Annotated in this window: 17 protein-coding genes and 1 tRNA gene; 8 read left to right on the plus strand and 10 right to left on the minus strand. The window is 41.3% G+C overall.

Annotated elements, in window-relative coordinates:
• Positions 1-9 precede the first annotated feature (9 nt).
• Positions 10-921, minus strand: coding sequence for an AAA family ATPase (locus RM544_RS01900; protein ID WP_311360090.1), 912 nt, complete (start codon positions 919-921; stop codon positions 10-12).
• 150 nt (positions 922-1,071) lie between these two features.
• Here RM544_RS01900 and pgm point away from each other — a divergent pair, with 150 nt between their 5' ends.
• The 5 genes from pgm to RM544_RS01925 all read left to right on the plus strand — a co-directional run bounded on the left by pgm (position 1,072) and on the right by RM544_RS01925 (position 8,405).
• Positions 1,072-2,715 (plus strand): phosphoglucomutase (alpha-D-glucose-1,6-bisphosphate-dependent), encoded by a 1,644-nt coding sequence (gene pgm / locus RM544_RS01905; protein WP_311360091.1) that lies wholly within the window; start codon positions 1,072-1,074, stop codon positions 2,713-2,715.
• 191 nt (positions 2,716-2,906) lie between these two features.
• Positions 2,907-5,432, plus strand: coding sequence for a glycogen/starch/alpha-glucan phosphorylase (locus RM544_RS01910; protein ID WP_311360092.1), 2,526 nt, complete (start codon positions 2,907-2,909; stop codon positions 5,430-5,432).
• A gap of 149 nt (positions 5,433-5,581) precedes the next feature.
• On the plus strand, positions 5,582-6,898 hold the full coding sequence (locus RM544_RS01915) for a putative bifunctional diguanylate cyclase/phosphodiesterase (protein WP_311360093.1): 1,317 nt from the start codon (positions 5,582-5,584) through the stop codon (positions 6,896-6,898).
• Positions 6,899-6,937: 39 nt separating this feature from the next.
• Positions 6,938-7,990: a succinylglutamate desuccinylase gene (astE, locus tag RM544_RS01920; protein ID WP_311360094.1), complete on the plus strand. Its 1,053-nt coding sequence runs from the start codon at positions 6,938-6,940 to the stop codon at positions 7,988-7,990.
• A complete protein-coding gene (locus tag RM544_RS01925; protein WP_311360095.1) occupies positions 7,980-8,405 on the plus strand; it encodes an HIT domain-containing protein in 426 nt (141 codons plus the stop codon). Before astE ends, RM544_RS01925 begins: the two co-directional genes overlap by 11 nt.
• On the opposite strand, the gene RM544_RS01930 is transcribed toward RM544_RS01925, so the two are convergent.
• From RM544_RS01930 to RM544_RS01950, 5 genes are read right to left on the minus strand one after another with little or no spacing between them, the layout of a single operon-like run.
• Positions 8,402-8,581, minus strand: a complete 180-nt coding sequence (locus RM544_RS01930; RefSeq protein WP_311360096.1) for a DUF2897 family protein — start codon at positions 8,579-8,581, stop codon at positions 8,402-8,404. The two genes, RM544_RS01925 and RM544_RS01930, sit on opposite strands and share 4 nt — an antisense overlap.
• 45 nt (positions 8,582-8,626) lie before the next feature.
• Complete coding sequence (locus RM544_RS01935; RefSeq protein ID WP_311360097.1) at positions 8,627-9,316, minus strand: M15 family metallopeptidase; 690 nt, start codon at positions 9,314-9,316, stop codon at positions 8,627-8,629.
• Entirely contained in the window at positions 9,313-10,440 is a 1,128-nt protein-coding gene (dapE, locus tag RM544_RS01940; protein WP_311360098.1) for a succinyl-diaminopimelate desuccinylase, read from the minus strand. Before dapE ends, RM544_RS01935 begins: the two co-directional genes overlap by 4 nt.
• Positions 10,441-10,442: 2 nt before the next feature.
• Complete coding sequence (locus tag RM544_RS01945) at positions 10,443-10,787, minus strand: ArsC family reductase (protein WP_311360099.1); 345 nt, start codon at positions 10,785-10,787, stop codon at positions 10,443-10,445.
• Between the two features lie 6 nt (positions 10,788-10,793).
• Positions 10,794-11,195 carry an ACT domain-containing protein gene (locus tag RM544_RS01950; protein ID WP_311360100.1) on the minus strand — a complete coding sequence of 134 codons (402 nt, stop codon included), beginning with the start codon at positions 11,193-11,195 and terminating at the stop codon, positions 10,794-10,796.
• Positions 11,196-11,433: 238 nt separating this feature from the next.
• Between RM544_RS01950 and RM544_RS01955 the strand changes: the two genes are divergently transcribed.
• Positions 11,434-12,504: a patatin-like phospholipase family protein gene (locus RM544_RS01955; RefSeq protein ID WP_311360101.1), complete on the plus strand. Its 1,071-nt coding sequence runs from the start codon at positions 11,434-11,436 to the stop codon at positions 12,502-12,504.
• Between the two features lie 90 nt (positions 12,505-12,594).
• A complete protein-coding gene (locus RM544_RS01960) occupies positions 12,595-13,005 on the plus strand; it encodes a response regulator (protein ID WP_311360102.1) in 411 nt (136 codons plus the stop codon).
• A gap of 25 nt (positions 13,006-13,030) precedes the next feature.
• Here the strand turns inward: RM544_RS01960 and RM544_RS01965 are convergent, their stop codons facing one another.
• Positions 13,031-14,836 carry a two-component system response regulator gene (locus tag RM544_RS01965; RefSeq protein ID WP_311360103.1) on the minus strand — a complete coding sequence of 602 codons (1,806 nt, stop codon included), beginning with the start codon at positions 14,834-14,836 and terminating at the stop codon, positions 13,031-13,033.
• Positions 14,833-18,723, minus strand: a complete 3,891-nt coding sequence (locus tag RM544_RS01970; protein ID WP_311360104.1) for a response regulator — start codon at positions 18,721-18,723, stop codon at positions 14,833-14,835. Before RM544_RS01970 ends, RM544_RS01965 begins: the two co-directional genes overlap by 4 nt.
• 38 nt (positions 18,724-18,761) lie before the next feature.
• On the opposite strand from RM544_RS01970, the gene RM544_RS01975 reads away from it, so the two are divergent.
• Positions 18,762-18,838, plus strand: a tRNA-Val gene (locus tag RM544_RS01975).
• A 105-nt stretch (positions 18,839-18,943) separates the two neighbouring features.
• Here the strand turns inward: RM544_RS01975 and RM544_RS01980 are convergent.
• Both RM544_RS01980 and RM544_RS01985 read right to left on the minus strand, forming a co-directional pair.
• Positions 18,944-19,966 carry a DUF3080 family protein gene (locus RM544_RS01980; protein ID WP_311360105.1) on the minus strand — a complete coding sequence of 341 codons (1,023 nt, stop codon included), beginning with the start codon at positions 19,964-19,966 and terminating at the stop codon, positions 18,944-18,946.
• Complete coding sequence (locus RM544_RS01985; protein WP_311360106.1) at positions 19,959-20,540, minus strand: SRPBCC family protein; 582 nt, start codon at positions 20,538-20,540, stop codon at positions 19,959-19,961. Before RM544_RS01985 ends, RM544_RS01980 begins: the two co-directional genes overlap by 8 nt.
• Between the last annotated feature and the right edge of the window lie 43 nt (positions 20,541-20,583).

Consider the following 20,583-nt stretch of genomic DNA (forward strand, 5'->3'; position numbering starts at 1 on the left):
CTGTGTACCTTATGCGGCCATTGGATCTACTTTTTTTAATACTTGCTGGCTCAAAGAGACAGTTGCGCTTGCGAACTGATCTTGGCCGCGTAGGCGATGCTCTGTGACCGCTGAGAAAATAAATTGCACATCTTCTGGTGTAACAAAATCACGTTGCTCAATAAAGGCACATGCTTGTGCACAATGGTAGATTGCTTTAGTTGCTCGTGGTGAAAGGGGGTTAGGATAGTCTTGATTATCTCTGGTGATATTCACCAACGCTAATATGTAATCCACCACGGCTTCACTCACGACTATGTTCGCTACGGCATCTTGTATTCTCAACAAGGTGTCGGTGTCTAACACAGGACTCGTTTGTTTAGGCATTTGTTCTTCAAGCAGCATTTCTTTCTCAGCAGCAAAATTTGGAAAACCTAAGGATAGCTTCATTGTAAACCGATCGATCTGCGATTCAGGAAGCGGGTAAGTACCAGATTGAAAAAGTGGATTTTGTGTTGCGATTACAAAGAAAGGTTGCGGTAAGTCATAACTCTTTCCATCAACACTCACTTGGCTTTCCGCCATTGCTTCTAGCAAAGCACTTTGTGTCTTGGGACTTGCTCGATTGATTTCGTCTGCTAACAGAACTTGATTAAAAATAGGCCCTGGATGGAAGCTAAATTTGTGTGTATCTGGTTCATATATATTCACGCCCAACATATCGGCAGGCAAGAGATCTGAAGTAAATTGCACACGTGCATATTGCATGCTTAAAACAGAAGCTAAACATTGGCTCAAGGTTGTTTTGCCCATTCCTGGGAGATCTTCAAGAAGTAAATGACCTTTTGACAACAAACAGATGAGTGCAAGTTTTACTTGCTCATCTTTACCTTTTATTTGTTGACGTATTGCCTCAATACACTGACTTATCTCTGTTTGCATTGAATAGTATTCTCCTGTTGTAATACCATGAGTGTAGAATAATTGTCTAAAAACTACTTCAATATGATTAATACGTACGTATGTATGTTTTATGCAAAATACAGCGTATTATAAAAATGTGACTAACCAAATACGTTGAAAAGGAACCCAATGAGCCTTAATCCAATGGCTGGAAAGCCCGCTTTACCTGAACAGTTGATTAACGTTGCGCGTTTAATATCTGATTACTATACGAAGATCCCTAATCTTCAGATCCCAGAACAACGCGTCGCTTTTGGCACATCTGGCCATCGAGGTTGTTCGTCGCTTGGGACATTTAACGACACACATATCGCCGCGATTGCACAAGCGCTAGCCGAGTATCGACAGGGCAATGGTATTTCAGGACCTATCTTTATAGGGATGGACACACACGCTTTGTCCGAGGCGGCGATTACGACATCTATTGAAGTACTTGCGGCGAATGATGTAGATATTGTTATTCAAGAAGATAATGGTTATACGCCCACGCCCGTTATTTCTCATAAGATCCTGACTTACAATAAAGGACGAAAAACTGCGCTGGCTGATGGCGTTGTGATTACTCCTTCGCATAACCCGCCTTCAGATGGCGGGTTTAAGTATAATCCACCACATGGTGGTCCAGCTGATTCCGACGTAACGACGATAATACAGAATCGCGCAAATGAGTTAATTGAGGCTGGCAGTAAAGGCGTTAAGCGCACAAATATTGAGGAGGCGATGAAAAGTGGCAAGGTAACCAGCATTGATTTTTCGGAGGCGTATATCAATGATTTAGATAAGGTCATTGATATGAAAGCTATTGCTAACGCAGGCTTAAACCTTGGTACAGATCCTCTAGGTGGTTCGGGTATTCACTATTGGGATAAAATTGCTAAAAAATATAAGCTAAACATTGAAGTTGTAAACCAATCGCTTGATCAGCAGTTCAGCTTTATGCACTGCGACAAAGACGGCAAGATTCGCATGGACTGCTCTTCTGCAAGTGCGATGGCAGGTTTGATAGCACTCAGAGATCAATTTGACTTAGCCTTTGGTAACGATCCGGACTTTGATCGCCACGGTATCGTCACACCGACAGCCGGTTTGATGAACCCAAATCATTATTTAGCGGTTGCTATCAATTACCTATTTCAGCATCGGCCGCATTGGCCATCGACTTTGCAAGTAGGTAAAACACTGGTGTCGAGCAGCATGATTGACCGTGTTTGTGCAACGCTGCCTCGCGAGTTGACAGAAATGCCTGTGGGCTTTAAATGGTTCGTTGAAGGCCTGAACAACCAAAACATCGGGTTTGCAGGCGAAGAGTCAGCGGGCGGTATTTTCCTGAGAATGGATGCCACTCCATGGGCTACCGATAAAGACGGTTTTATAATGTGTTTGTTAGCGGCAGAGATGAAAGCAATTACGGGGAAGGACCCCTCGCAACTGTATGCTGAGTTAGTTAGCGAGTTTGGCGAGCCGAGCTACACCCGAATTGATGTTGCAGCAAGTTTAGAAGAGAAGACTAAATTGTCGAATATGGACGCTTCCGTTGTTAAAGCAACAGTATTGGCGGGTGAAAAAATAAGTAATATACAAACGCATGCACCAGGTAATAATGCCGCTATTGGCGGTTTAAAGGTGAGCACCGAAAATGGTTGGTTTGCAGCCCGACCTTCAGGCACAGAAAATGTCTATAAAATATATGCCGAAAGCTTCTTGGGACAAACGCATTTAGACTTGCTAATTAAGGAGGCTAAAGAGCTTGTTGGAGAAGTGTTAAATGCTTAGTTGTGTGATTTTGGTGAATGCCATGTAAATAAATTGTAATAAATTTAGATTTATTTGGTTGTAGTTACTAAAAAGTCTAAAAAAATTACAAAAAATTAACATATGCATACGTTTGCATATAAAATTGCGTGGTTTAATCTCAATGCCTGTAATAATATTACAGGCAGTTTATTAATAGAGAGAGCCCCGAAATGGCATCATCAACAAATTCGAAAGCATCGGCCGCAAAATCTTCACCGCGCAAGTCGAGCAAAGTATCCTCAAATGATTCAGTTCCTAGCTTAACGAAAGCTGAAATTAAACAGTCTATTGTTAAACATCTCCACTCAACGCTTGGTACAGATGAAAACAAAGCAAATAACCATGCCTGGTGGAAAGCCACAAGCGCTGCCATGCAAGAGCTAGTCTTAGAACGCTTGCGTACAACACAAAAAACGCACTACATGCATGATACCCGCGCAGTACATTATTTTTCTGCTGAGTTTCTTATGGGACGATTGTTATCTAACAATATGCATAATTTCAACTTGTTCGAAACAACGAATGCCGCCTTAAAAGAATTGGGAGTTGAGCTAAGCGATGTCTTAGAAGAAGAACCTGATATGGCACTAGGTAATGGTGGTCTAGGTCGCCTAGCAGCCTGTTTTATTGATTCGCTAGCGACCATGGAATTGCCAGCGATTGGCTATGGCATACATTATGAGCACGGCTTATTTCGACAAGAAATAAAAAATGGTGCACAAATAGAGCGTCCAGATAGTTGGCGAGACTATGGCAACCCATGGGAAATTTGCCGTCCAGAATCTATTCAAGAAGTGCCTCTTTATGGTTATGTTGAAACCAAATACGGTGAGAATGGAAGAGTCCAAAAAGAATGGCATCCAGCCTCCATAGTGAAAGGTGTGCCGTGGGATATTCCTGTTGTTGGATATGGCGCTAAAACAGTCAATGTGCTGCGTTTATGGCAAAGTGAGTCATCTGACTATTTCAACTGGGATGTATTCAATGCAGGCGGATACGTAGATGCCCAACGAGAAAATATACAAGCAGAAACGATTTCTAAAGTCTTGTATCCAAATGACGAAACTGAAGCAGGTAAAGAGTTACGCTTAATTCAGCAATATTTCTTCTGCGCCTGCTCTCTGAAAGACATTATACGTCGATACAAGCGTGCTCATGGAGATGATTGGAGCCGTTTTGCAGACCAAGTTGTTATTCAATTAAATGACACTCACCCAGCCATTGCTATCCCAGAGTTAATGAGGATCTTGGTTGATAGGGCTGAGTTAGATTGGGATACAGCGTGGGGTATTTGTTCTAAAACATTCGCTTACACTAACCATACTTTGTTGCCGGAAGCGCTTGAAAAGTGGCCGGTCAGAATGATAGAAAAAATCTTGCCGCGACATATTGAGATTATTTATGAAATCAATCACCGCTTTTTAACCTTGGTTGAACAAAAATGGCCGGGCGACAACGTGATGAAAGCCAAGTTATCAATTATTGAAGAAAGCAACGAGAAGATGGTTCGCATGGGTAACTTGTCAGTGATTGGCTCGTTCGCTGTCAATGGTGTTGCAGAAATACATTCTCAATTGGTTAAACAAAATTTGTTTCCTGAGTTTGAGGCCTTGTGGCCGGGTAAACTAACCAATGTCACTAATGGTATTACGCCAAGAAGGTGGTTGAAGGCATGTAATCCGATGCTTTCAGAGTTGATTAGTAAGAAAATTGGTGATGACTGGCCAACTAAGCTATCCAATTTGGAAAAACTCTCCGAGTTTGCAGATAATAAAACATTCCAAAATCAATTCATGAAGGTCAAACAGAAAAACAAAGATGCATTGGCTGCGGAAATTAAACGTCAAACAGGCATCAAGGTTGATACAAAAGCGATATTTGATATTCAGATCAAACGCTTGCATGAATACAAACGCCAACATTTGAATTTACTGCATATCATGGCCTTATATCGCAGACTGCTTGAAAACCCAAACTATGACATGCACCCACGCGTGTTTATTTTCGGTGCTAAAGCAGCGCCGGGTTATGCTTTGGCGAAAGACATTATTTTTGGTATTAACAAAGTTGCCGACAAAATTAATAATGACCCACGTGTTAATCAGAAGATTAAAGTTGTTTTCTTACCTAACTACAGAGTGTCAATGGCTGAGAAAATGATCCCAGCTGCTGACGTATCTCAACAAATTTCAACAGCGGGTAAAGAGGCATCTGGCACTGGCAACATGAAGCTTGCTTTGAATGGTGCTATTACGATTGGTACTTTAGATGGTGCCAACATCGAAATTGCAGAAGAAGTGGGCGATGACAATATTTTCATATTCGGAATGAATGTGGATGAAGTGACAGCGCTAGGCAAAAAAGGCTACAACCCATTTGATATTTATTATCAAAACAAAGAGATTAAAGCGGTACTTGACTGGCTGGATGGTGACTACTTTACTCCAGGGCAACCAGGCGCACTTTCATCCTTGAAAAATAGTATGCTAAGCGGCGGTGACCCTTATATGGTGCTTGCTGATTTTGAGTCATACAGTGAAGCCAATATTGCACTTGATATCGCATACAGAGATAAAGCGCGATGGGCAAAAATGGCGATATTGAATACTGCCAAAATGGGTAAATTCACCTCAGATCGGTCAATTTCTGACTATGTAGAACGAATTTGGAAGTTAAGTTCTTGTAAAGTAAGTTAAGCGATTGAAAAAAAGGTTATAATCTAAGAAAAGCCAGCTAATAGTTGGCTTTTTTAATTAAAGTTTTCGCAATTTTGGTCGATAACCTGTACAATAAATGAACATTTTAAATTCTTCTTACCTTCTCTTTACTTTCGGTGTCTTTTTTTATGACCTCAAAACACCAGAGCTTGTCTACTCTTCCCAATCGGTATCACTTTATCGATATGATCGATTCGATCGCTGACGAGACTCCCCACTTTTCTCTTATGCTTATAGACGTCATGCGTTTTTCAGATGTTTCTTCAGCATTTGACTATCAGGCTGGCGACGATATTTTGTTGCAGATAGCAAACAGAGTGCATACGATTTTTGGCAGCCGTTTGACGTTAGGTAGGATCAGCGGTGATATTTTTGGTTTAGTATTTGTAGGTAAATACACAGAATCAGAAATGCATAGTAAGTTTCAGCATTTAATTGAGCATTTCAAAACGCCCTTGTATACGAATGAAACTGCGTTCATTGCAGACTTCAATGTTGGGGTGGCAAGCCATAGCCAAAAAACGGTATCAGTAACACGCTTAATATCATTAGCTGAGGCTGCCCTTAAGCAAGCTAAAAATAACAAGCACCAAAACTTTAGCTACGTAAAAGACAACGAGGACTCTGTTACGGGTCGCGGTTTAGCTCTAAAAGCAGATCTTTCCAGAGCGATGGAAAAAGATGAGTTAGAGTTATATTTCCAGCCCAAAGTCAATCTATCCAATTTAACCATTACGGGGGCAGAATGTTTATTGCGATGGAACCATCCTCTCGACGGCGTGCTGTTTCCAGGGACATTGATTGAGGCTGCAGAGTCTTACAACATGATGAATGAACTAGGGCATTGGACGATCAGTCATGCCTTACGCCGCCTGTCAGAGTTAAATCAACTTGGTATCAATATGCCAATTTCTATCAATTTGTCACCGAGCCAATTGTACGACACTACATTGATAGAACATTTGTCCCATCTTATTGAGCAATTTCAAGTTCAAGCCAATATGATAGAACTTGAGTTAACTGAGGACGTGGCACTAAGTAACTCTCTGATGGTGAAACGCCAATTAGACGAAATTAGAGCAATGGGTGTGAAGATATCCATGGATGATTTTGGTAAAGGCTACTCAAATTTGTCGTTTATACGCGATTTGGAACTAACCTCCATCAAAATTGATAAAACCTTCGTAATGGAGCTAGAAGATAACCCGGTCAACCTTGCGATAGTTCAGGCGACTAAACTTATCTGTGAGGCAAAGCAGTGTGACGTGGTTGCAGAAGGGATTGAAACAGTACTTCAATTAAAAATACTGAATGAAGCTGGTATTAAAAGCGGGCAGGGCTTTCTATTTTCTCCTGCTGTGTGTTTCAATGAGTTTATTAGTTTGTGTGCAGAAGGTGATTTTCATAACTTGCTTGCACATAAGGCACAATTTAAAGTGAGTTAGTGATAAACTCTCGCTGTGTTTTGTAATTAAAAAGTTTTTATGAATTTATCCACTCTTCAGTTCCTCTCTCAGTCTCGTCAAACGCCAGAGTTATTCGATAAAAAAATGACAATGGCCCTAGGTGAGCAAACGTCAGTGTCCATTTTTGCGCCAGGCATTATTCAGTTTGAACCTGTTCTGGCACAAGCTGGAGCAGACGCTAAAGGTAACACGCTAAAAGCCCCAAAGAGCATCGTGTTGTCCTGTGGTATCCACGGTAACGAAACAGCACCTATTGAAATCTGTGATGCAATTGTGCAGGATTTGCTTGCGGGGAAGCTAAGCAGTCCACATCGTTTATTGTTTATATTTGGTAATTTACCGGCGATGGATATTGCTGAAAGATTCGTGGAGGAAAACCTCAATAGGCTCTTCAATACCAATGAATCTGAAGAGAACATGGAACAAAAAAGAGCGCAGGTCATCAAGCAAGCAGTGGCCGAATTCTTTGATAATGAGAATAAGCCGTCAAGTCATGTAGATACAGATCGCTACCACTATGATTTGCACACCGCAATCCGTGAGTCTAAGAATGAAAAATTTGCCGTGTATCCTTTCTTGCATGGCCAAGCGCATAATAAAGATCAACTGCGTTTTTTAAGTGCATGCGGCGTCAATACGATTCTACTTTCACAGTCTCCGACGAGTACCTTTAGCTACTATACGTCTTATCATTATTACAGCCATAGTTTTACGGTAGAGCTGGGTAAAGTAAGACCTTTCGGCGAAAACAATGCAGATGACTTTGCAGCGGTTACGACAAGCTTAAGACAGTTGATTTCTTCTGAATCACTCGATTTACCAGCTTATCAAGCATGTCCCTTAGAAGTGTTTGAGGTGAAACAAGTTATTGATAAGTCATCAAACGATTTTAGATTAACCTTCAGCGACGACACGCCCAACTTCATGGATTTTAGTGAGGGAGCAGTATTAGCGGTTGATGGTGATATCACATATACGGCGACGCAAGATGGAGAGGCAATTGTATTTCCAAACGCTAATGTCGCGATAGGCCAGCGAGCTTTGTTAACTGTGGTGCCTTGTGAATTATAGCTCAAATGGCTTTCAACTTGACCATAGACTAGAGAACGATAGTTTCTTCATTTGTCAGTTAGACTTATGCCAAGTCCGCTTGATCAATGATGCACAATTTGTCTGGCTACTTTTGGTACCAATGGTAAATGGGATGAGTGACGTCATCGATCTAGATGATGAATTACAACAACAATTGTGGCGCGAATCATCGTTACTGAGCCGTATCCTTCGAACTGAGTTTGTGCCTGACAAGCTTAATGTAGCGGCAATTGGGAATGTTGTATCTCAGTTGCACGTTCATCATATCTGTCGATTCAAGAACGATATCGCCTGGCCCGCACCTGTTTGGGGGAGACAAGCAATGGTTGCTTATGAACAAGCAGAACGGGAAGGTCTAATTGACACAATAAAAAGAAGGGTGACGGCGCGTTAAATTAAGCCGTCTCGATCATCTTCATCTTCTTTCTTGATTGCTTCTTGCCTCTTATCCTTAGCGGCTTCGTACTCGTCAGAAAAATGAAACGGTTTTACCTTCAGTAAGGCGGTCATCGTACTGATAATGAATGCGATCACGATAACGATGATGAGCACAATGATCCAAGTTTCCATAATGATGTCCTTAGGGTTTACAGAACCGAATGCGGTCTGAGATGATTAACCTGTGATTATACCCTTGTTTAAAGTATAGCGCTGATAAATACTATCTAATTCAGGTAAGACTGTGTCTATGCCTTCAATTTGCGCTTCTATTAATTGTTCTCGTAATGCACTAAGCGAATATTGTTTCTCAATCTGATCTGCGATAGCACGGTAACTCAAATGCCAAGGTTCTCGAGCAACGCCACCTGTGTAACAGGCGTAGGGAAGGGAAAAACCAAAATCTTGAATATTACCTTCTAACCAATGAGCAAGTGCCGAGCATGGCCCATCAGTTTCATATTCGCCTGTAACCAGTTCAAATTTCTGCCCACTAAATTCAACTTTTTGCTTGTCGAAAACGTCAATATCGGTCCCCCAATGGTGTCGACTTGCACCAGGTAGTGCAGACCAGAGTAGAATGGCATGGAGCTTATCGTGATCACTCAGTAGCTTTGCATCTACCGTCGTGCCCTCAAGCGTATTGAGAGGTAACAAGCCTTGCCATTTTTTGTTCCAAATAAGACACTGGCGCTCAAAACTACGATAGCTGCTAACCAAGCGTAAATCATGCCCTTCGCTTTTTGCTGCTGTTTGCATTCTCTGATAGGCATCGGCTACCTCGTCAAGCAACAGGTGCTGATCCTCAATTTTTATTAAATGCGAGGAATCTAGGCCTAATATTTGAGAGCGAGTGAGCGGCTTCATGTTAAACACTTTTTGAGAATTTCATAATAGATAGAAACTAAACTCTCAAGGTTGCTTATTTTCACTTTTTCATCAAGTTTGTGAATCGTGGCATTCTCCGGCCCTAACTCAATCACTTGCGCCCCTGTTGGCGCGATAAAACGACCATCAGATGTTCCACCGGCGGTAGACAATTCAGCATCAATCCCGCTGACTGATTTTATGCTCTCAACTGCAGCTTCAACTAGCGTTCCTGAGTCAGTTAAAAAGGGTTGGCCATTGAAAGTCCAATCGATATGAAAGTCTAGTTCATGTCGAGCTAGGATTTCCTCGACTTTTGCTATCAATATTTCATTGCTCAACTCTGTCGAGAAGCGGAAGTTAAAACATACGTCAATTGTGCCGGGAACGACATTACCTGCGCCAGTACCAGCATGTATGTTAGACACTTGAAAACTGGTAGGTGGAAAGTAATCGTTGCCAGTATCCCATTGGGTGCGTGCGAGTTCTGCAAGCGCAGGCGCAATGGCATGAATAGGGTTTTTGACCAAATGAGGATAAGCGACGTGGCCTTGTATGCCTTTCACTTGTAAGTCACCGGTTAGTGAGCCTCTTCGCCCGTTTTTGATAACATCGCCAGTGCGCTCGGTGCTTGATGGTTCGCCGACAATACAGTAGTCGATTTTTTCGTTTCTTTCTTCAAGCGTATCAATTACACGTGTTGTGCCATTAATAAAGGGACCTTCTTCGTCACTGGTAATCAGGTAGGCGATTGAACCTTTGTGTTGCGGGTAGTCTTTGACAAACTGTTCGGTAGCACACAACATAGCTGCGAGACTGCCTTTCATATCAGCCGTTCCTCGGCCATATATGAAGCCATCTTCAATAGTTGGTTCGAAGGGAGGATATTTCCATTTATTGCTAGGTCCTGTTGGTACAACATCGGTATGACCTGCAAAACAAAACAGAGGTGCCTTTGTGCCACGGCGTGACCACATATTCGTTGTGTCATGGAAGACAAGGTTTTCACGCTCAAAGCCCAAAGGCCCAAGAATGGCACTCATATAATCCTGGCAACCCTCGTCTTTAGGAGTGACAGATGGTCTTGAAACGAGATCTATTGTGGTCTGAGTAACATCACGCATAGTTATGAAAAAACCTGTTGATAAGTGTCGGCTGAAAACCCGACGGTATATTCTCCATCGGCGACGAGAATAGGGCGCTTTATCATTGCGGGAGCTTCAAGCATTAGTTTCAATGCACTATTTTGATCGATATTCGCTTTTTGCTCATCACTGAGTTGGCGATAAGTTGTCCCACGTTTATTTAACATGTTTTCCCATCCAAGCGCTTGCTCAGCTTCGTTTATCCACGCTTCACTGATGCCATCTTTACGGTAATCATGAAAAGAATAGTCAACATTGTTCTCATTTAACCATTTTTTCGCTTTTTTTATTGTATCGCAATTCGGGATCCCAAAAAGTGTATTCAAAATCAACTATCCTTTTTCTTGTTGTTGAGTAATCACGTCATAGCCTGACTTCTTTAACGCAGCAATCGCGTTTTCAAGCATCGCGTGTTTTACCAAAAAATAATCTGTCTCGAAAGTAGAAACCACAAAAATACTCACTTTAGCCTTGGCTAATACCGCGCCAATTTGAGCCATTATGCCAACCATAGACAAGTTGAGCGGTCCCAATACCTCTAATACTCGCCAATCGTAGTCGGATTCTATTGCTTCTATCGGAATGGTTTGTTTGACTACTAAGGATAATTCATCCTTGGTACGCCCAATAAAATAAAAATCGCTGCTCAAAACAGAAGAGGGAATCGGATGTTCTTCGCTAAGTGAGTGAATCGCGAAAGTCTCGTCTAAAACTGAAAGTGTTTGTTTTGCCAAAGTTATTCCTTTTTATCCACGGAATATGTGGATAACCTTGTGAGTGACTTAGTTTCAAGTTTATAACGTCATGTTTTAAATAGTAAATATCAATTGGCTATATATCGTGCACATAATATTTTTTGCTTAAAAAATGTATCTTTAGTACTGAAAATTCAAACAATTTACAGTACTATCATAACAGGAAGTTTGAATTATTCGTGATTCGATATCGTTTTTTTAGCAAGTGAAGGAAAGCATGGCAGCACTTAATATTTATGCAGGCAAAATGGCCATGCAAAGGATCCAACAGGACGGTTTTCAAGCCGATATGTTTGGTGGCTTTTTAGGGGCTTCTGGTGGGCCGAAATGGTTTGTACTTGCGGGCTTAGATAAGGTCATCTTCAAAGAGTTTCTTGATGATCGAAGTTCCAATATTGATATCATGGGGAGTTCTGCTGGTGCATTCCGGGCCGCATGCCTAGCTCAAAACGATTCAGCTGCGGCTATAGAGCGTCTTGCGATTAACTACGCGAATACAGTGTATTCAGAAAAACCGACAGCGGCTGAGATAACCACCAAAGGTTACGACTTGCTGTACACCATGTTAGGTGATTCCGGGATTGATGAAATTTTAACTGCAAAGAACAAGAATGTTCACTTTTTTGTACAACAGTGTCATGGCTTAGTTGCTTCACCTAACAAACTAGCGCAAATGACCGGCTTATCTTTGGCAGCTGCAAAAAATGCGATTGCAAGAAAAGGAATTGCAAAGCATTTCTCGAGAGCAGTCTTTTCTGCTAGGTGCAACACTGAACTGTTTACCGATCCTTATCACTTTCCCACTGATTTTTATCAAATGACCCAGCAAAACCTGGTTCCTTCGTTAATGGCATCGGGTTCTATTCCTGTGGTGCTAGAGGGTATTACGGATATACCCGGCGCTAAGCCAGGTATGTATCGTGATGGTGGGATCATCGATTACCACTTCGACCTATCATTTGAGACTGAAAAGTTAGTGTTATATCCGCATTTCTACGCAAAACCTGTACCTGGGTGGTTCGATAAAGGGCTTAAGCGGCGTTCGTGTCACGCCAGTAGTTATGACAATACGGTGATGATTGTCCCGAGTGATGAGTTTGTTCATGCTCTACCATATGGCAAAATTCCAGACAGAAAAGATTTTGAAACGATGCCGGCAGAACAGCGTAAAAAGTATTGGATGACAGTGATACAAGAATCAGATAAATTGGCTGATGAATTTTTATCCATACTCCATGAGCAGAACGTCGAACACAAGCTACTGCCTTTGCAATTGCAAAGAATATAAAACATAAACAGCATACGAGCAGGTTCATTTATCCAATGCTCGTAGAAAAGCTCTAAAAATAAAAATAAGAACAAGAACAAGAAGAGAAAGATGATGGAAATACCTAGACTACTAATTGTTGAAGACGATGCTGTAAATATCAATATGCTATCTGGTTTACTTAGGAATGATTACCAGATATCCATTGCAAGAACAAAGAAAAGGGCTCTTGAGATTTTAGAAAACGAAGATATCAGTCTGGTATTGCTTGATTTGAATCTGCCTGATGGCAAAGGTTTGGATATCTGTGAACAATTCAAGTCCGACAAAACTCGTTTCAGTCCTCCATTTATGGTCGTCATGACAGGTTATGATGAGGAAAACACAGAAGTGAGTTGTTTTGAGGCAGGGGCCAATGAGTTTATTAGCAAGCCAATAAAGAAAGAGTCTTTTTTAGCTAGACTTGCGTTGCAAACTCAACTTATGAAAGAGGCCAAGAGAAAAGAAATGTGTTTATCGTGAGCTGGAAAACTATCAGGGAGATAGTTTAATCTGCCCTGAAGTTAACCAAGCTCTCTGGAACATGCGAATAATAGCCCTGATAGTAGTCGATATTAAGAGAGCGCAAAATATCTAAGGATTCTGCTGTCTCAATGCATTCTGCAACGACTTTTATTCCTTTCGCTTTTGCTATACCAGCAATAGATTCAACCATCTTTTGACTAATGTCATCCTTGTCGATATCACGTACAAACATACCATCGATTTTTACATAATCGACCGACAGTTCTTTCAAATATTCATAAGAAGAAGTACCAGTACCAAAGTCATCAAGTGCGAATTTGAAGCCTAGAGGTTGCAAACTACTGAGCAAGGATTGTGTACTTTCAATATTTGAAATTGCAGAGGTTTCTGTTATTTCAAAGCAAACTTGATGTGGATTTATTTCATACTCTGCTAAGTAACGTTTTATCAAATCAACTGCTGATGATTTGGCAATGAAATCACCAGATAGGTTAATCGAAACTTCAACATGTGATGGGAGTTCTTTTACCGCAATAAACGCTTTTCTAATAACCCATTTATCGATTTCAGTAATGATATGAAATTTTTCTGCAATAGGAATAAATTGACCAGGCGGTTTTATTTTTCCATCGCTCCCTACTAATCGAATCAGGACTTCAATCTTGCGGGTGCCATCCTCAATGATAGGTGTGATTTCTTGGTAATAAAGCGTGAACTGGTCATGTTCTATAGCGTGGTGAATAAGCGGAATAATGCGCATTTGTTGATGCGTTTTATCGATGTGTTGTTTGGTATAGTTGTATACAGAGACTTCACTACCACCTTTCCGTTTACTCTCAAAACAAGTTCGTTCGGCGATACTCATTAAGTGGCTTACCGAATCGATGCTTTCATCAATTTCTACTAAGGCCGCGCTTAAAGAATGTTTGAACGCTTCATCTCCCCATTCAAAACGATAGCTTTCAACCGCTTCTTTTACTGCAGAGGTTCGACGTATGGCATGCTCAAGTGAATCTAAGTTAAATAAGACTGCAAACTCGTCGCCACCCATTCTGGCAATAATATCTTCTTTCGAAAATAAATTGCGAAGTAGATCAGCAACCTGTCTTAATAGTTCGTCGCCAGCGATATGCCCGCAGGTATCGTTGACCACTTTAAATTGGTCTAAATCGATGAACAGAAAATAGTATTTTTTATTTTCTTCGTAACTTGATTCCATGACATTCTTTAATTCCATCTCCATTGAGTTTCTATTAAACATGCGAGTAATGAAGTCATGATTCGATAAGTAAGTGAGCTTATCCTGAAGGCGACGTCTTTCGTCAATTTCGCGACGTAAGTTACTGTTAGCGGCAACCAACTCTTTTGTGCGCTCAGCCACTTTTATTTCTAAGCTTTCGTTAACGCTTTCTAACATTACGTTGGCTTTATCCAAAGAATCAACCAGAGTACTGAGCGTTAAATGTGTGTTGACACGAGCGATTAGTTCTTCTGATCTGACTGGCTTGATAATGTAATCGACGCCACCAACAGCAAATGCTTCGCTGATATCTTTTTCACTGCCTGTAAGAAAGAGGACGGGAATGTGCTTGTATAGTGGGTCGGATTTTATCTGTTTACATACTTCTAAACCCGACATGTTAGGCATGTTAATGTCTAGTATAATAAGGTCAGGTTGGACAGACTTGAGGATTTCTAAGGCAGCATCGCCAGAAGTGGCGATTAGCATTTTTGCGTTAAGTGGCTTTAAGTGACTGATAATGACATTGATGTTGGTGGGATCATCATCTACTGCCAGTATACTAAACGTCATGTTTCTATTAATCATAACTTCCCTTCGATTAATTTTTTGGATGTTTCATAGTCAAAATCCTCTAACGCTTCCACTATAGCATGAAGTTTGGCGTCGGCAAGATTATCTTTAGCGATGTTAGCGAGCTCCTCAACCAACTCAAAAGGCACCAGTTCACTTTTCTCAACGAGAGGTTGAATCTGTCTAAGGACATCTTGATATGTGCGCTCTGAACGAGTCCTATCACTGGCACCTTTATTAACATCTAGCATCAGTTTTATATCCATTAATGACTCCTCTAATATGTCATTAAATGTTTTTAAATCCTTACTGACGAGTGTGTTTTCGGATATTTTTCTCTCTAGTGCTAGCGCCGCGTTGTAAAGCTTGGTTACTCCGATATTGCCAGAGCTACCTTTAATCGAGTGTAATTTGTCTTTCAATACGTCCATTTCAAGTCTTTCATTGGGGAATGAAAATGACGAATCTTTATAGTGTTTGTGGAAAAGCGCGAGGCTCTTAAGGTAAATATTTGGTTGCTGAATCAAAGAGGGCGGAGAAGTCTCCCAATCCATAGTTTGTAAACCACTCGGGATAATAATTTGGCCTTCCATCTTCGTATTTTTGGGCTCAGTAGAGTTGATCGTAAAATCGAGTAAGGTTTTTGGCGTCAATTTAAAGCCTTCGTATATTGCTTCTTGCAGTAGGCTAGTATCAATTGGTTTTGCGACGTGATCATTCATTCCATATAGTAAACATTTTTCTCTGTCACCTTTCATGGCGTTTGCAGTCATGGCAATGATCGGTATATCAACATAGCGTTCACCTGCATCACCACTTCTGATAATCTCAGTGGCTCTATAACCATCCATCACCGGCATTTGGCAATCCATTAAAATCAGGGTGTAAGGCTGGTCATGGTCGCTGTTTACTAAAGTCGTAATCGCCAGTTGACCATCGCCAGCAACGCCATAGTTTAGGCCGAATTTCTTAAGCAAACCTTCCGCTACCAATTGATTGACTGGATTGTCCTCTACGATTAATACCTTGTGATAACTGGGCCACTCAATCTGTTTTGCCTTATTTGCACCAGTGTAAGACAGCAGAGTATTTTCAGTGATAAAGGTTTCATCACGTGACAACAGGGACAAAGAGTTGAATAATTCGGAAGAACCTACCGGCTTCATTAAGCAAGCATCTAAACCTAAGGTCTTAAATTCGTCAGCAGTCATTTGGAAAGACATGGAACTTAACATCATAATTTTGGTGTCTTTATATTTTTCCAAACGTTTTATATCACTGACGAGGCCTAAACCATCTTTCTTCGGCATATTCATATCAGTAATAATTAAATCTAAATCTGGCACGCGTTTTTTCAATATGTCCAAAGCAGATTCGGCGTCATGCGCTAGAATCACGTTGACACCCCAACTAGTCAATTGACTATCCAATATTTCGAGGTTGGTTTGATTGTCGTCTACCACTAGTGTGGTCCATGAATTTATATTTGATTTGGGCAAAGGCTTTTCTTTAAGCGTGCTAGTGCCCACTTTTATAGTGAAGGTAAATTTGCTACCGCTACCCAACGTCGACTCTACGTGAATATCACCTTCCATTAAATCGACCAATCGTTGGCAAATAGCTAAACCAAGACCAGAGCCGCCGTACATGCGCGTTGTTGAACTATCCACCTGAGTAAAGGAGTCAAATAAATTTTCAATTTTTGATTCAGGGATGCCAATACCACTATCTTCAATGCTGCATTCAACAATAGTGATATCGTCTAGCGCGGTAGATTTCGCAGTAATCACGATCTGACCTTGGTCTGTAAATTTTATCGCGTTATTGAGCAGGTTGGTTACAACCTGACGTAATCTTACCGGGTCACCGACAACCATTGTTTGATTAACACCGGTTACATCTATTATGAGTTCGACGCCCTTCGCATCAGAACGAATAGCGAGTGATTGTGCAATGGTCTCTATTTGATGAGATAAATTGAAATCGAGTGCCTCTAATTCCAGTTTGCCAGCTTCTACACGAGAAAAGTCGAGGATGTCGTTGATAATCGTCAATAAGCTTGAGGCGCTATTTTTAGCGACCTTTAATTTATGTCTCTGTTCCGCATTGAGTTGAGTGTCGAGGACAAGGTCTATCATGCCGAGTACACCATTCATTGGTGTTCGAATTTCGTGTGACATCCTAGCCAAAAACTCACTTTTTGCATTACTCGCTTCCTGTGCTGTTCGCGTAGCGTTTAGCATTGCTTCTTCAAAACGCTTACGATCGGTAATGTCACGGCTAATCCCTAAAATACCGGGCTGATTGTCATTTTCATACAGGATGAGTGTTTTACGCGTCTCGTAAAGAATTTCATTGCCGCTTGTATCGGTAGTAGGGCGCTCAACTACATGAGTTACCCCTGACAACAGCAGTTTTTCATCATCTTTGACAAAAAACTCAGCATCATCTTTGCCATATAGTTCTTTATCAGTTCTACCAATTAGCTCGTCAAGACCAAAGCCGGTTAGTTCAATGAACGATTGATTGGCTCGGACATAGCGTCCCTCACTGTCTTTGCAAAAAATAGGATCGGGAATATTATCTAACACGCTTTGTAAGGTGACCCTTTCAGCTTCAAGTGCATGGGTAGAATCTTGGAGTTCTTGCGTACGCTCATACACTTTCTGCTCCATCTCATTTGCTGCTTTCATCAGCTTTTTGTTGGCTCGATGGCTTAAGATAATGACCACCAATGACATCAGCAAAACAACAGCAATAGTAACGATAACTAGGGCAATGATAGTATTTTTAGCTCGGATAAAAGGTTGTCGCGCCTCAGCAATATCAATTTCGGTCGCCATACCTAGTTGCAATTCTGGTAGCCATTTCCAGGTACCAATCACTTCAATGCCGCGGTAGTCAGAATAACCTACTAGATTTTGTGCTGACTCGAGTTGCGTTAGACTCTCAGCCATAACCGTTAAGGGTGTCTCGCCTGTTTCAGTTGGCACAGTTAAATTCACTTTTAGGATCTCTGACTCGCCCAAAGCAATCCGTTCTAAGTTGACTAAACTATCTTGAAATCGCGAACGAGAAACGAGCCTAGCTTGTCTGTCAATAATATAGGATTCACCCGACTCTCCAATCCGGCCCAGTGCCATGATTGAAGATATTTCATTTTCCGGGAAGTGAGTCGAAGCAGCTATTGCAACTACAATTCCCTCAAAATAAACGGGTGCTAAAAAATACGCTGTCGCTTGAACAGTGCCATCATCACGGCGAATCTCTATCGGCGGGACAAAGACGGTTTGCCCGTATATTACGGATTGCAGAATGGAAGGGTGCTTGACTGAAATCAGAGACTGTCGACCAATGAAGCTCTTGTTATTTGAAAACAAGTAAAAGCCTTGAGGAGATAAAATTTGGTAACCATCATGTGTTTGCAAATTATCTATTGTTTGGATGTAGAGTCTGAAAGCGTCTTGTACCGATTGAAACCCATCTATATCTTGCGCAGAAAAAGTGTCGGCTAATTGTTGAGAAAAGGATTTGATGATTTCATTTTCAGACAGACGTAAAATTTCGGACTTTCTTTGTTCAGCCCAAAATAAGAGGGCAGCTTCTGTCGTTCCCATGACCGCGTTCAATGATTCGCCATATTCATAGGCGACATCTTGTTCAATTTTATCAATCGCAGCGTTAGTTAAAAACATGGTGACTGCGGCCACAAGCGCGATGCCGAGAATAATCAACAATATGCGATTTTTGATGGGTTTTGCTGCGATAGATTGCGTGTTCGACAAAGTACAACTCTCGATGATGGTAAACCGTTTTGCTTGTAACAAACGGGTTTCTAAAAATTGTGAAAAAAGCGCTTGCGCTAACGAGCACTCATCGTTATTATACGCGCCGTTTTGCACCTTCCACTAAACACACTTGGTGGGGTATTCCAAACGATGCGTCTATAGCTCAGTTGGTTAGAGCGCTACCTTGACATGGTAGAGGTCCCCTGTTCGAGTCAGGGTAGACGCACCATCTTCTGCAGTTACACTCCATTGTGTCACCAAGATTACGTTTACATCAGATATACGTCAACTGTTGATTAATCATACGCCTCTCAATATTCGAATAAAAATCGACTCAGTCGCACTTTACGAAAATGTTCTGCCACATAACAATATGCTCCCGCATAGCGGCTTGGTAATTCTCGAACGTATTGGTTTGATGGTTTTGTAACCACATTGAAAACTCGGGATGCACTTGAGGCACTGTTAACAAATCCATAAAGATTGGTTTAAGTTGATAATGATAATGGTTCATTTGAGAAGCAATGGCTTGTATTTCTTGAACAAAATATAGATTGAATACATTTCGTAGAATTTTTAAGTCCTCCCTATCTCTTCTTGTATTGCACTGGAACGTGCTAGACCAGTTGGTAATATCTTCTGTCATTGATTGAAGACTCTGTGTCAACAATAACTGGGAGCGCAGACTACGGGCATATAATTTATGTTGCTGCATTGATTGTAAGGCACTCTCTAAGTTGACCAGAGCCGACTCTGGCGACCGTAAGCTTTCTAAGATTTGTTGCAGATCAAGTTTAGCTTGCGTGAAGTTATCATCTGAATTGCCATCAATGAAGCCGCCTGAATGGACTAAGCTATTATATATCTCTTGGCTTTGTGAAAACATATTGGCCCAATTTAGGGCATATAAGTCTTGTTTTTGTTCTAGCCACATTGTGGTTTTGTTTTGTAGTTCTTCATTGCTCTGTTTCGACAATTGCTCCTCACAGAATCGCAGAGCAGTAATAAGTCGCCATTCGTATTGTAGCCGGGTTGAAGGAAGTTGTATTTTCCCCAGCGCCGTATTACGTTCAGCTACGATACTTTTTATCTCACAGCCATCTAAGGCATAAAATTCTCGCATGTTAATCTGTAAACTAGGTATGTCGATATTCCATGTGCTTTTAGGTGGAGCTTGCAAGTCTAAGTTAATGTCAAGGTCTGTATGAGGAAGCTCGAGTACACCATAAATACGTTCATGATACGTCTCTATTGCATCGGGTAAGTTCTGATGCTTCGTGCAAGCGGTCAGGTGAAACAAAGCCAGACTAATAATGAACAAGTATTGCGTGTAGTTGCTGGGCCCAGCTTTATTCATGCAGTTTCCTAATATTTTCAAAGGTTGCTTTTGTTGATTTTTCAACTTGTCTTTTTAAAAGGAATTTTGGAATGGATGGATCAATATCGGCTCTGCCACGGTAGCTTAATAAATAATCTTCATCGCTTTTAGAAAGTTGCCATTGACCGCTTGGGTTAGTGATCATAACAGCATCGTTAGGAAGCGCTTTAATTTCGTCGGCAGGGATCGGAGTAATGGTGATAAGGACATGGCTCTGATCGCTGTTGTAGCTAATAGTCGACTTTGTGTACATGATCCTATCACTGAAAGGCCAAGGGCTGTCTAATCTTGTGGCGATAACTCGAACATTATCGGTCGGCGGATTGAGTAATATCACTTCTTTACAGTTAAATAACCACTCACAGTTTTCGGGTCCTCTGTCCAAGAGCGTGACAAATTGTACGGGGGTCATTTGAATACGCATACTTGCGTTTACTTGCCAGATGCGTTCATTGTCATCAATAGAGAAATTTAGCGATACTTCTCCATCATCTGAAAATGCTGGGCTTGCGAGCATGGCTAGCGTCAAGATCCCAATGCTAATTCCCTTCATTATGTCAGTTTATCCACGTTTTCCATCTTGCAGCTCTCATTGA

The organism is Brumicola blandensis, from assembly GCF_031846165.1.
Classification (GTDB): Bacteria; Pseudomonadota; Gammaproteobacteria; order Enterobacterales; family Alteromonadaceae; genus Glaciecola; species Glaciecola blandensis.